9 protein-coding genes, 6 tRNA genes, 1 rRNA gene and 1 riboswitch are annotated in these 12,394 nt (G+C 45.2%); of the genes, 15 read left to right on the top strand and 1 reads right to left on the bottom strand.

Annotated elements, in window-relative coordinates; genetic code table 11:
* Positions 1-108: 108 nt before the first annotated feature.
* The 13 genes from QGT46_RS16310 to rsmI all read left to right on the top strand — a co-directional run bounded on the left by QGT46_RS16310 (position 109) and on the right by rsmI (position 9,420).
* A 23S ribosomal RNA gene (locus QGT46_RS16310) occupies positions 109-2,966 on the top strand.
* Positions 2,967-3,042: 76 nt separating this feature from the next.
* Positions 3,043-3,116: transfer RNA gene (locus QGT46_RS16305), tRNA-Asp, on the top strand.
* Positions 3,117-3,152: 36 nt separating this feature from the next.
* A tRNA-Val gene (locus QGT46_RS16300) sits at positions 3,153-3,225 on the top strand.
* A 9-nt stretch (positions 3,226-3,234) separates the two neighbouring features.
* Positions 3,235-3,307 (top strand) — tRNA-Thr (locus QGT46_RS16295).
* A gap of 72 nt (positions 3,308-3,379) precedes the next feature.
* Positions 3,380-3,461: transfer RNA gene (locus QGT46_RS16290), tRNA-Tyr, on the top strand.
* A gap of 6 nt (positions 3,462-3,467) precedes the next feature.
* A tRNA-Met gene (locus QGT46_RS16285) sits at positions 3,468-3,541 on the top strand.
* 163 nt (positions 3,542-3,704) lie between these two features.
* Positions 3,705-3,777: transfer RNA gene (locus QGT46_RS16280), tRNA-Phe, on the top strand.
* 128 nt (positions 3,778-3,905) lie between these two features.
* Positions 3,906-5,285 (top strand): aminotransferase class I/II-fold pyridoxal phosphate-dependent enzyme, encoded by a 1,380-nt coding sequence (locus tag QGT46_RS16275; protein ID WP_148460408.1) that lies wholly within the window; start codon positions 3,906-3,908, stop codon positions 5,283-5,285.
* Position 5,286: 1 nt separating this feature from the next.
* The gene (tmk, locus tag QGT46_RS16270; protein ID WP_330548444.1) at positions 5,287-5,922 is read left to right on the top strand and encodes a dTMP kinase; all 636 of its coding nucleotides are present in this window, start codon (positions 5,287-5,289) and stop codon (positions 5,920-5,922) included.
* Positions 5,923-5,976: 54 nt separating this feature from the next.
* On the top strand, positions 5,977-6,969 hold the full coding sequence (holB, locus tag QGT46_RS16265; protein WP_024728962.1) for a DNA polymerase III subunit delta': 993 nt from the start codon (positions 5,977-5,979) through the stop codon (positions 6,967-6,969).
* Positions 6,963-7,829, top strand: coding sequence for a PSP1 domain-containing protein (locus tag QGT46_RS16260; protein WP_024728961.1), 867 nt, complete (start codon positions 6,963-6,965; stop codon positions 7,827-7,829). Before holB ends, QGT46_RS16260 begins: the two co-directional genes overlap by 7 nt.
* Positions 7,819-8,571 (top strand): tRNA1(Val) (adenine(37)-N6)-methyltransferase, encoded by a 753-nt coding sequence (locus QGT46_RS16255; RefSeq protein WP_148460407.1) that lies wholly within the window; start codon positions 7,819-7,821, stop codon positions 8,569-8,571. The genes QGT46_RS16260 and QGT46_RS16255 overlap by 11 nt, the downstream gene beginning before the upstream one ends.
* A complete protein-coding gene (rsmI, locus tag QGT46_RS16250) occupies positions 8,572-9,420 on the top strand; it encodes a 16S rRNA (cytidine(1402)-2'-O)-methyltransferase (protein WP_129702111.1) in 849 nt (282 codons plus the stop codon).
* Between the two features lie 59 nt (positions 9,421-9,479).
* On the opposite strand, the gene QGT46_RS16245 is transcribed toward rsmI, so the two are convergent.
* A complete protein-coding gene (locus tag QGT46_RS16245; RefSeq protein WP_006567976.1) occupies positions 9,480-9,743 on the bottom strand; it encodes an AbrB/MazE/SpoVT family DNA-binding domain-containing protein in 264 nt (87 codons plus the stop codon).
* A gap of 141 nt (positions 9,744-9,884) precedes the next feature.
* Between QGT46_RS16245 and QGT46_RS16240 the strand changes: the two genes are divergently transcribed.
* Both QGT46_RS16240 and QGT46_RS16235 read left to right on the top strand, forming a co-directional pair.
* Positions 9,885-10,466, top strand: a complete 582-nt coding sequence (locus QGT46_RS16240; protein ID WP_024728958.1) for a nucleoside recognition protein — start codon at positions 9,885-9,887, stop codon at positions 10,464-10,466.
* 48 nt (positions 10,467-10,514) lie between these two features.
* A riboswitch (cyclic di-GMP riboswitch) is annotated at positions 10,515-10,607 on the top strand.
* A gap of 184 nt (positions 10,608-10,791) precedes the next feature.
* The gene (locus QGT46_RS16235; RefSeq protein ID WP_301591605.1) at positions 10,792-12,393 is read left to right on the top strand and encodes a transposase; all 1,602 of its coding nucleotides are present in this window, start codon (positions 10,792-10,794) and stop codon (positions 12,391-12,393) included.
* Position 12,394 lies beyond the last annotated feature (1 nt).

Raw genomic sequence — 12,394 nt, 5'->3', positions numbered from 1 at the left:
AAAAGTTATTTTTTATAAGAAATGACAAGACATCAAACAAAACGAATTACCCGTTGTCATCACGCTAGATGACAATGAGGATGATAGAACAACTATCGTCCGTTCTATGGTTAAAGTAGAAAGAGCGTAGGGTGGATGCCTTGGCACTAAGAGCCGATGAAAGACGTGATAAGCTGCGATAAGCTGCGGGGAGGAGCAAATATCCTTTGATCCGCAGATCTCTGAATGGGGAAACCCGGCGGAGTATCCCTCCGTCAGCGTATGGTGAATCCATAGCCATACGTGGGGAACCCGGGGAACTGAAACATCTAAGTACCCGGAGGAAGAGAAAGAAACCTCGATTTCCAAAGTAGCGGCGAGCGAAATGGAAAGAGCCCAAACCAGAATGCGTGCATTCTGGGGTTCGGACTGCGACATGGGATTATGTATGACAGGAGAGCGGCCTGGGAAGGCCGGCCAGAGAGGGTGAAAGCCCCGTATCCGAAGTCAGAAGTACCCTAGCAGGATCCAGAGTACCACGAGACACGAGAAACCTTGTGGGAATGAGCGGGGACCACCCCGTAAGGCTAAATACTCCTTAGTGACCGATAGCGCATAGTACTGTGAAGGAAAGGTGAAAAGGACCCCGGGAGGGGAGTGAAAGAGAACCTGAAACCCTATGTTTACAAGCTGTGGAACCCCTTTAGATGGGGAACTGCGTACTTTTTGTAGAACGGTCCGGCGAGTTGCCCGTACTGGCAAGGTTAAGGACTTAAGGTCNAGTCAGTGAGGGCAGACCCGAAACCGGGTGACCTATCCATGTCCAGGTTGAAGCTTCCGTAAGAGGAAGTGGAGGACCGAACCCACATCCGTTGAAAAGGGTGGGGATGAGGTGTGGATAGCGGAGAAATTCCAATCGAACCCGGAGATAGCTGGTTCTCCTCGAAATAGCTTTAGGGCTAGCCTCATCAAAGTCTGCTGGAGGTAGAGCACTGAATTGTCTAGGGGGCGTCAAAGCTTACCAAAACATATCAAACTCCGAATGCCAGTCAGATGATTGATGGGAGTCAGACTGTACGAGATAAGTTGGACAGTCGAAAGGGAAAGAGCCCAGACCACCAGCTAAGGTCCCAAAGTACGTGTTAAGTGGAAAAGGATGTGGGATTTCAAAGACAACTAGGACGTTGGCTTAGAAGCAGCCATACATTGAAAGAGTGCGTAATAGCTCACTAGTCGAGAGATCCTGCGCCGAAAATGTCCGGGGCTAAAACACGACACCGAAGCTGTGGAATGTAGAAATACATTGGTAGAGGAGCATTGTAAGCGGGATGAAGCCATACCGAAAGGAGTGGTGGACTGCTTAGAAGAGAGAATGCCGGAATGAGTAGCGAGAGGAAGGTGAGAATCCTTCCGGCCGAATATCTAAGGTTTCCAGAGTAAAGCTGATCTGCTCTGGGTAAGTCGGGACCTAAGGCGAGGGCGAGAGCCGTAGTCGATGGATAACTGGTTGAGATTCCAGTACCACATAAAAACAGAACTGTGGGGACACAGAAGGGAAATGGGAGCCAGGAATGGAAAGACTGGTGCAAGCGAAGTAGCCGTATGGGAGGCAAATCCCCCATGCAAGGCAAAGGCGTTACGCGGACCGAACAAAAGTAGGGAAGCCCAGGCCCCCAGCTGTCAAGAAAAGCCGCTATTGTTTTTTATGTGCCCGTACCGTAAACCGACACAGGTGGATGAGGAGAGAATCCTAAGGCCGACGGGAGAAGTGTTGTTAAGGAACTCGGCAAAATGACTCCGTAACTTCGGGAGAAGGAGTGCCAGGTAAGACTGGCCGCAGAGAATTGGCCCAAGCAACTGTTTAGCAAAAACACAGGTCTATGCAAAACCGCAAGGTGAAGTATATGGGCTGACGCCTGCCCGGTGCTGGAAGGTTAAGGGGAGGGCTTAGCGCATAGGCGCGAAGGTCTGAACTTAAGCCCCAGTAAACGGCGGCCGTAACTATAACGGTCCTAAGGTAGCGAAATTCCTTGTCGGGTAAGTTCCGACCCGCACGAAAGGCGTAATGATTTGGGCACTGTCTCAACAACACACCCGGTGAAATTGAAATACCAGTGAAGATGCTGGTTACCTGCGCCAGGACGGAAAGACCCCATGGAGCTTTACTCCAGCTTGATACTGGGATTCGGTACTGCATGTACAGGATAGGTGGGAGACTGAGAAAGAAGGACGCCAGTCCTTTTGGAGTCACTGTTGGGATACCACCCTTGCAGTATTGGATTTCTAACCAACAGCCATGATCTGGTTGGGGGACAATGTCAGGTGGGGAGTTTGACTGGGGCGGTCGCCTCCGAAAGGGTATCGGAGGCGCTCAAAGGTCTTCTCAGAATGGACGGAAACCATTCGCAGAGTGCAAAGGCAGAAGAAGGCTTGACTGTGACACCGACGGGTGGAGCAGGTACGAAAGTAGGACTTAGTGATCCGGTGGTATAACGTGGGATTGCCATCGCTCAACGGATAAAAGCTACCCTGGGGATAACAGGCTTATCACTCCCAAGAGTTCACATCGACGGAGTGGTTTGGCACCTCGATGTCGGCTCATCGCATCCTGGAGCTGTAGCAGGTTCCAAGGGTTGGGCTGTTCGCCCATTAAAGCGGTACGCGAGCTGGGTTCAGAACGTCGTGAGACAGTTCGGTCCCTATCCGGCGCAGGCGGAGGAAATTTGATAGGAGCTGTCCTTAGTACGAGAGGACCGGGATGGACGGACCACTGGTGGATCTGTTGTATTACCAAATGCATAGCAGAGTAGCCAAGTCTGGAAGGGATAAACGCTGAAGGCATCTAAGCGTGAAGCCCCCCTAAAGATAAGATTTCCCATAGAGTAATCTAGTAAGACCCCTTGAAGACGACGAGGTAGATAGGGCAGAGGTGGAAGTACGGCAACGTATGGAGCTGACTGTTACTAATCGGTCGAGGCTTTAACCAAGAGAAGGTAAGGAAGATGTTTGATGAAAGGTTCTGTATGTAGTTTTGAAGGTACATAGATTATTTTGTAAAGATTTGGCCCGGTGGCTCAGCCGGTTAGAGCGCCGCCCTGTCACGGCGGAGGTCGTGGGTTCGATTCCCATCCGGGTCGTTTTTTCCTTTTTAGGAGGATTTATAATATAAATTTGGGATCATAGCTCAGCTGGGAGAGCATCTGCCTTACAAGCAGAGGGTCATAGGTTCGAGCCCTATTGGTCCCATTTTTGTCAGCCGTTGTGGCTCAATTGGCAGAGCAGCTGATTTGTAATCAGCAGGTTACCGGTTCAAGTCCGGTCAACGGCTCTCATAAATTATGTTATAAACGTAATTTTATGTTTGAGTTTTATGCTGAAATGGTATAATATATATGTATATGGTGGGATTCCCGAGTGGCCAAAGGGGGCAGACTGTAAATCTGTTGGCAACGCCTTCGAAGGTTCGAATCCTTCTCCCACCATTTTAGCGCGGGGTGGAGCAGTCTGGTAGCTCGTCGGGCTCATAACCCGAAGGTCGTTGGTTCAAATCCGGCCCCCGCAACTTCCATTAGCGTTCAGAGCGTGCATAGAAATATTTATCAACAGGGCTGGATATTTATATTCGGAGTTGTTGATAAATGTTTCTATATAGGCGGTAACGCCGTGATCTCAAAAGCATAGCTTTTGAGATTTTGTACGCGGACTAAAGTAAAATCAATACCCAAGCCCAGATAGCTCAGTCGGTAGAGCAGAGGACTGAAAATCCTCGTGTCGCTGGTTCGATTCCGGCTCTGGGCATCTAAAAGTTCTGATTTTTATCAGGGCTTTTTTCTTTTTCCTAAAATACCTTGTCACACTTTAAAATGTCGTGGAATATCTACGGTGTGTATGATAAAATAGGATAAAATGAGGCTTAATAACAATTTATGAAATATCCTATATTTGAAAAATTAAGACAATTAGATAAAGAAGGGATGTATCCGTTCCATATGCCTGGTCACAAAAGGCAGAAACAGGACATTATGAGAGGGGGATCTCTGTTTGCGCTTGACACTACAGAGATCAGCGGCTTTGACGATCTGCATCATCCCGAGGGGATGATTAAAGAATCAATGGAGTATGTCCAACATATATATGGAAGTAAGGAAAGTTATTTTCTGATCAACAGCACCACCGGAGGCATTTTAGCTTCTGTGGCTGCGTCCTGTCGACTGGGAGATAAGATTCTTATCAGCAGGAACTGCCACAAGTCCGTATATCATGCAATTTCCATGCTTGGATTAAGGCCGGTTTATTTATATCCCAAAATAGAGCAGAATATTTGTATGGGGATTACTAAAAGCCAGGTGCAGGACATACTGGGCAGGGAAAATGGCATTAAAGCCGCTGTTATCGTTTCCCCTACTTATGAAGGGATCGTGTCTGATATCAGGCAGATTGCTGAGGTTCTTCATGAAGAGGGGATTCCCTTGATCGTGGATGAGGCTCACGGAGCACATTTTGTATTTCACAGTGGATTTCCGGAGAGCGCAGTATCCCAGGGAGCAGATGCAGTGATCCAGAGTCTGCATAAGACGCTGCCTTCCCTTACTCAGACCGGACTTCTGCACATATGCAGTTCCCGGATAGGCACCAGGGAGATTCAGCAGGCTTTATCTACATTTCAGAGCAGCAGCCCGTCTTATATTTTGATGGCCAGTATTGATTACTGTGTCAGGAAATGTGCTGACAGCCCGGACTTGTTTGATGACTATGTTCGGAATCTAATGGATATCCGGGCCAGGCTTAAAGCTATGAGACACCTGAAGCTCTTAAAGACAGATGATCCGGGAAAAATCGTTGTTTCGACCGGCGATACAAAGATTACCGGCAAAGAGCTGTTTCATATTTTGAGGGGTGAGTATGGGATAGAGTTGGAGATGTCCGAAATATCCTATGTCACTGCCATGACGAGTATTTGTGATACAAAAGAGGCATTGGATAAATTGTGTGAGGCATTTCTGGAAACAGATGAAAGCCTGCACCATGTTCAAAATCCGGGACTGGCTGCTATTCCTGCCACTGAGCAGGTTATGACACCTTACGAGGCAAAGATAAGAGGGAGAAAGTTGGTGAGTCCTGCCGAATCACTTGGAGGGATCAGTGCGGATTTTATATTTTTATATCCTCCGGGCATACCGCTGGCGGTGCCGGGAGAGAGGATTTCAGGAGAAATAGTGCAGAAAATTAATGAGTACCAGGAACAGAAGATGAATCTGATCGGCCTGTCGGAAGGCCGGATATACATAGTGGATGAAAGGGTTTGAGATGGGAATATTTATAACGATGGAAGGGCCGGACGGTGCCGGGAAATCTACACAGATTGATTTATTAAGAGTCTACTTATTGCAGAAGGGGTATGATATAATAGTATGCAGGGAACCAGGAGGTACGGTTATAAGCGAAGCGATCCGTGAAGTGATCCTCAACAGGGATTATAAAAACATGGGACATATGACAGAACTTCTTTTATACGCTGCGGCCAGGGCCCAGTTAGTGGAGGAAGTCATACAGCCTGCTCTGGACCAGGGAAAAGTAGTCATCTGTGACCGCTTCATAGAATCTTCGGCCGTATATCAGGGAATTGCAAGGGGACTGGGTGTTGATCTGGTATATGAAGTAAACCGGTTTGCAGTGGGAAATGCTATGCCGGATATAACGATCCTGCTTGATGTGGATGCAGAGACCGGCATCGGAAGAAAGAAACAGCAGGCAGAGCTGGACCGTATGGAATCAGAAAAGCTGGAATTTCACAGGAAAGTGGTGGAAGGATACAGGCTGTTAGCCGAAAGAGATAAAAACAGGATGGTTAAGATCGACGGGAGAAACTCCATTGAGGAAATTCACCGTCAGATAAAAGTAGCAGTTGATGACGCCCTGACAAGAGAGACAAACCGGATGTAATGTAAAAAGACGAACCGGCAGGGTATTGATTTCATAGGGATGGAAGAGGATGAGATGAAGAGTTTTGATAACGTGGTTGGACATAAGAAGATCATACAGCATTTTGAAGAAGCCATTCAGACCGGACAGATTTCGCATGCATATTTACTGAATGGAGAAGACGGATCGGGAAAGATGACATTGGCAAAAGCCTTTGCAAAAGCTCTGCTCTGTGAGACACACGAAGGCTGCGGTCAATGTACCCCGTGCCGCCAGGCGGATACGGGAAACCATCCGGATCTGATCTATATAACACATGAAAAATACGAGATCCGCGTGGATGAGATCAGACAGGGGATTAATGAGACCATAGACATTAAGCCGTACAGCAGCAATTACAAAATATACATTGTGGATGATGCAGACCGTATGAATGTAGGGGCTCAGAACGCACTGTTAAAGACATTGGAAGAGCCGCCGGAGTATGCAGTGATCCTGCTGCTGACAAACAACAAAGACCGTCTGCTGGAGACGATATTATCCAGATGTGTATGTATGTCTCTGGGAACCGTCCCGGAAGATCAGATCAGGGCTTACCTGAAGGAACACATACAGGCAGATGAGGATATGATCGAATTTGCAGTATCGTTTTCACTGGGCAACCTTGGAAAGGCCATCCATGTAGCTACGACCAAAGAGTTCCACGAGATGCTGAACGAGGCGCTGGGAATGCTTGGTTATATACATCATATGGAGCTTCATGAGATGATTTCTTACTTAAAGACATTGACAAAATATAAAGAACAGATTTATGATTTTCTTGATATTATGACAGACTGGTACAGAGACATGCTGATCCTCAAGACAACGGGATCTGTGAATCTTCTGATTTTCAAGGACAAGTACCGCCAGCTTAAAGAGCAGGAAATCTATATTACATTTGAGGGCCTTACCCATATCATGGACGAGATTCAGAAGGCCAGAGTACGCTTGAATGCGAACGTGAATTTTGAAGTGACGATGGAGATGTTGCTTCTTACGATGAAGGAGAATGGAAAGATATGGTAGAAGTAGTTGGGGTGCGGTTCCGCACTGCCGGGAAAGTATATTTTTTTGATCCAAAGAAGTTTGATATAAAGCAGGGAGATCATGTGATTGTGGAAACTGCCCGCGGTGTGGAATACGGCAGGGTCGTAACGGACAAGAAGAAAGTGGACAAGGAAGCCGTCTCTGACGAGTTAAAACCGGTTCTGAGGATCGCAACCAGGGAAGATAAAGATGCAGCACTGGAAAATCTCAAGAAAGAGAAGGAAGCTTTCTCCATCTGTTCACAGAAGATCCGGGAACATAAACTGGAGATGAAACTGGTAGCTACCGAGTATACGTTTGACAACAATAAAGTCCTGTTTTACTTTACCGCAGACGGGCGTGTGGATTTCCGTGAATTGGTGAAAGACCTGGCATCAATCTTCAGAACAAGAATTGAACTGCGCCAGATCGGTGTGAGAGATGAGGCAAAGATGCTCGGCGGGATTGGAATCTGCGGACGGGCACTGTGCTGCAGTTCTTATCTGTCGGAATTCATCCCGGTCTCCATCAAGATGGCAAAGGAACAGAGTCTGTCTCTAAATCCTACCAAGATTTCCGGGGTCTGCGGACGCCTGATGTGCTGTCTGAAAAATGAACAGGAAACATACGAATACCTGAACAAGAAACTGCCGAGCATCGGAGACGCAGTGAAAACAGCGGACGGACGGACCGGCGAAGTGCAGCGGGTCAATATTCTCAGACAGAATGTGAAGCTGATCGTAGAAGATGACAACGGTGATAAGGAAATTGTGGAGTACAGGCTGGATGATTTGAACTATCATCCGAAAAACGGGAGAAAAAGACGGGGAAAGGGCAGTCAAAAGAATCATGAGAATTAAACCTGGAGACGGAGAGCGCTTGGATGATCTGGGTATAAAGGGATATCAGATCATCCAGAAAAAAGACGGCTTTTGTTTTGGTATGGACGCGGTTTTGCTGTCCTCTTTTGTAAAAGTGAAGAAAAACGGAAATGTGCTGGACCTTGGCACAGGAACGGGGATTCTTCCGATCCTCATGGAAGCAAAGACACCCGGGAGACATTTTACCGGGCTGGAAATCCAGAGTGAGATGGCCGAGATGGCAGCAAGAAGTGCTGCATTAAACGGGCTGGAAGAAAAGATAGAGATCGTAGAAGGCGATATTACAAAGGCTTCTGCGATTTTTTCACATGACAGCTTTGACGTCATTACTTCAAATCCGCCTTATATGGTGGATGATCATGGCTTCAAGAATCCAAATGATGCAAAGGCCATCGCAAGGCATGAGATCCTGTGCAGATTCCGGGATATTTCCGGTGCTGCCAGAGTCCTTTTAAAACACAGCGGAAGCCTGTTTTTGGTTCACAGAAGCTACCGTCTGGCCGAGATCCTTAACTGTTTGATCAATGACGGCCTGGAGCCCAAAAGAATCCGGTTTGTCTATCCTTACAGGGAAAAAGAATCCAATATTTTTTTGCTGGAAGCAGTAAAAGGAGGGAAGTCCAGGATGAAGGTCGAACCGCCTTTGATCATCTATGAAAAGCCTGGGCAGTATACCGAAGAAATTTATAAAATTTATGGATGGAAACCTGAGGAGGTTTAAATGGCAGGGAAATTATATTTATGCGCAACTCCCATCGGCAATCTGGAGGACATTACATTCCGGACACTGGAAACGTTAAAGGCCGTAGATTTGATCGCTGCGGAAGACACACGGCACAGCATTAAGCTTTTAAATCACTTTGATATTAAGACAAAGATGACGAGCTATCACGAGTACAACCGCGTGGAAAAAGCCCGTTATCTTGTAAAGCTTCTGGAGGATGGTAAAAACATTGCACTGATTACGGATGCGGGCACTCCGGGCATTTCAGATCCGGGAGAAGAACTGGTGAGACAGTGTCATGAAAACGGCATTCAGGTAACGTCCCTGCCGGGTGCATGTGCCCTGATCAATGGGCTGGTTATTTCAGGACAGCCGACCAGGAGATTCTGTTTTGAAGCATTTCTGCCGCCAGATAAAAAAGAACGCGCCATGATCTTAGAACAGCTGAAGGACGAAACACGGACGATCATTTTGTATGAGGCTCCTCACAGGCTTTTAAAGACTTTGGAGGAACTTTACAGCACGATGGGGAACAGGAAAATGACAGTCTGCAGGGAACTGACAAAGAAACATGAGACGGTGTTTGTCTCTGAGATGAGAGAGGTGATCTCCTATTATACCGAACATCCGGCAAAGGGTGAGTGTGTTCTGATCATTCATGGGAAAACATTAGAGGAACTGAAAAAGGAAAGCCAGGAGCAGTTTCAGGAACTTGATCTGATGGAGCATATGCAACGCTATTTAGGGAAAGGCCTCTCACAAAAAGAGGCAATGAAGTTGGTGGCCAAAGACCGCGGAGTAGGCAAAAGAGACATCTATCAGGAACTTCTCCGGTATAAAGAATAAAAAAACATCAAAAAAGGACATATCATTCAGCATATGTCCTTTTATTATATCCCACTGCTTTATTCTGCAACATTTAAACCAGCAAGTTTCGCCAGTTCAATGATAGAACTCTTTGAAACTTTCTTGCCTTTGTACTCAACGAGATCATCCATTTCGCCAGTAAAGATGTCCGCTGGATTGTACTTCTTCAATATGATCGTATCTTCGTCAACGAAGATTTCAAGGGGATCCCTCTCATTCACATCCAGATTACGTCTTAACTCAATTGGTAAAGTAATACGTCCCAGCTCATCAAGCTTCCTTACAATACCTGTACTCTTCATATTCGCTTCCCTCCTTGCAAATTAGTAAACTACTATACCTAACAATATCATACCTCAGAAAGCTTGTCAAATCCGGGCTTTGAAGCATATTCTTGTGAAGGAGAGAATAGGATACATTAAGGACGAAAAAGGAGTTTCACTTTGATCAATTATATATGGAGTATCTTAATTTTAGCAGGTATATTAATAGGAAGTATTAACGGCAATCTGAATGCCGTATCAGATACGATTTTGGACTCTTCTAAGGAAGCTGTACAGCTCTGTATCCTGATGTTTGGGGTAGTAGGGGTATGGTCCGGGATTATGAATGTAGCGGTCTCTTTAGGCCTTGTAAAAAAGCTTGAGAGACTCATAGCGCCATTTTTGAAGTTCCTGTTTCCGAGATTAAGGGATAAGGAAGCAAAGGAATATATCAGCACGAATATTGTGGCCAATCTCCTGGGGCTTGGATGGGCCGCAACACCATCAGGGATCAAGGCAATGAAGGCCTTGGACAGGATCAATCCGCACAAGGGTGTCGCCACCAGGGAAATGTGCATGTTTTTGATCCTCAATATTTCTTCTTTACAGCTGATCCCTGTCAATATCATCGTATTCCGAAGTCAGTACGGAAGCGTGAATCCGACAGCGGTTGTGGCGCCGGCAATTATTGCGACTTTCTGTTCCACCATCGTAGGGATTCTTTTTGCAAAGATCATCGAGAAATTTCAGAAAAGCATTTGATTTTTAGAGACAATTTGTATTATAATGAAAATATAGTTTAGCTAGAACCAAATAAATAGGCAAAACTGCCGAAAGGCAGTGACGCAAAGCTAAAGGGGCTATATCGTATGAGGAGTACGATCGTGCCAGCCAGCTGCCTCATAAATTATTATTTATGTGTAGATTGAGAATCCGTCGGATACTCAGTCTTTTTTGTTTCATAGGATTAGGGTGTCAAAAGGTCATTGACCTTTGATATAAATTTGTACCTTGAAAATTTAACACGATATATCAATCCATCCGAACATTTGGTAAAATATAAATATCAAATATCGAGGTGATTCGCATGGCTTTTGTATCAAATAATAGTCAACAAATGTCGTTGACTGACAGCACATTTAACCTGACAGAAAGAGAACGTAGGTTTCTTGAAAAATCATGGGCAAAGACTTTTTCGGATAGGATTTTTCCTGCCATAAACGAAGATATATTTTCTGTATTGTATAGTAGTAAAGCTTCTCGTCCAAATACTCCCGTAAATGTCATCGTTGGTGCATTGATTCTCAAAGAAGCACTTGGTGATAGTGATGATGAACTTGTTCAGGCTCTAATGTTTGATATACGGTATCAGCATGCTCTTCATACTACTAGTTTTGAAGAACAGCCCTTGAGCGACAGAACTCTGAGTAGATTTCGTGCAAGATGCCTTGCTTATGAAACAGAAACCGGTATTGACCTGATTCATATATGTGTTACCTCTTTATCAAAAGAAATATCTGAATTTATGGGGCTTACCCCTTCTATGCAGAGAATGGACAGTATGATGATCGCGGCAAATATCCGGAATCTTTCACTATTAGAGCTTTTCTATACTTGTACTGCAAATTTAGCAAAAGTTATGGTTAGCAGAGGGGTTACTCTTCCAGAAAAGCAAAAACATTATGTGGAAAAGGATGATTACAATGCGTTTATCTATCACCAGCGTAAGCTAGATGCTAACGAAAGAACAATTGTTGTAATGCATGATGCCGAAAAACTTCTGGAACTCTGCGAAGGAGATTTTGATGATACCAGCGAANATCAGCTGTTGATACGTTTACTCAAAGAACAAACCATCTTCAATGACGATGGGACCCGCAGGTTGCGTGAAAAAAAGGAAAAAGAGGATCCATCAAAAGTGTTGTTAAATCCATCTGATCCGGAAGCCACTTTCCGAAAAAAAGCAGGAGGTAAACATTTAGGATACGTAGCAAATCTCACAGAAACCGTAGGGGAAAACAAAAGCCTGATCACCGATTATGCGTACGAACAAAACATATACGGAGACAGCCAATTCATGAAGGATCATTTAGCCAAGGAACCGATATATAAACAGGAAGTATTACTGATTGCCGATGGTGCTTACGGCAGTGAGGTTAATGTTGCCGAAGCTGCTAAACATAGAATCCGACTTATCACTACGAATTTTACCGGGAGAAAACCGGCTGATATTTTTGCAGAGTTTATTTTTAGCGAAGATGGGCATGAACTGTTGGAGTGTATCAATCATAAAAAGCCATATCAGTTCCGCTATGATGAGCACAATGACCGTTGTGATGCGTTGTTTAAAAAATGTGACTGTGCAGACTGTCCATACCTGGCAGAATGCAAACCACGTTTACGCCAAAACAATGCGTTAAAAGAACTGTCTTGGAAAGCAGTCAATCGAGCAAAACAACTTCGTTTTATGAAAACAGAAGAATTCAAGCAGTATGCACATTTCCGAAATGGAGTAGAATCATTACCTTCACTGCTTCGCAGAAAATATCATGCCGACAAAATCCCAACACATGGCAAAAAACAGACTCGTCTGCATTTCGGATTCAAAGTCGCAGCTTTGAATTTTCAAAAGCTATTGGATTATGAAAATAGCTTGGTTTATTGTGCCTCTGAAAAAGAGATAGCATAAT

Source organism: Anaerostipes faecis, assembly GCF_910574135.1.
GTDB classification, from domain to species: Bacteria; Bacillota; Clostridia; order Lachnospirales; family Lachnospiraceae; genus Anaerostipes; species Anaerostipes hominis.
The sequence above is the reverse complement of the archived record's forward strand: the minus strand, read 5'-3'. Positions and strand labels throughout refer to the sequence as shown.

Excerpts from the sequence above, each read along its gene's own strand:
- QGT46_RS16275 (WP_148460408.1), top strand. The coding sequence starts at position 3,906 with ATGAAATATCCTATATTTGAAAAATTAAGACAATTAGATAAAGAAGGG.
- tmk (WP_330548444.1), top strand. The coding sequence starts at position 5,287 with ATGGGAATATTTATAACGATGGAAGGGCCGGACGGTGCCGGGAAATCT.
- holB (WP_024728962.1), top strand. The coding sequence starts at position 5,977 with ATGAAGAGTTTTGATAACGTGGTTGGACATAAGAAGATCATACAGCAT.
- QGT46_RS16260 (WP_024728961.1), top strand. The coding sequence starts at position 6,963 with ATGGTAGAAGTAGTTGGGGTGCGGTTCCGCACTGCCGGGAAAGTATAT.
- QGT46_RS16255 (WP_148460407.1), top strand. The coding sequence starts at position 7,819 with ATGAGAATTAAACCTGGAGACGGAGAGCGCTTGGATGATCTGGGTATA.
- rsmI (WP_129702111.1), top strand. The coding sequence starts at position 8,572 with ATGGCAGGGAAATTATATTTATGCGCAACTCCCATCGGCAATCTGGAG.
- QGT46_RS16245 (WP_006567976.1), bottom strand. The coding sequence starts at position 9,743 with ATGAAGAGTACAGGTATTGTAAGGAAGCTTGATGAGCTGGGACGTATT.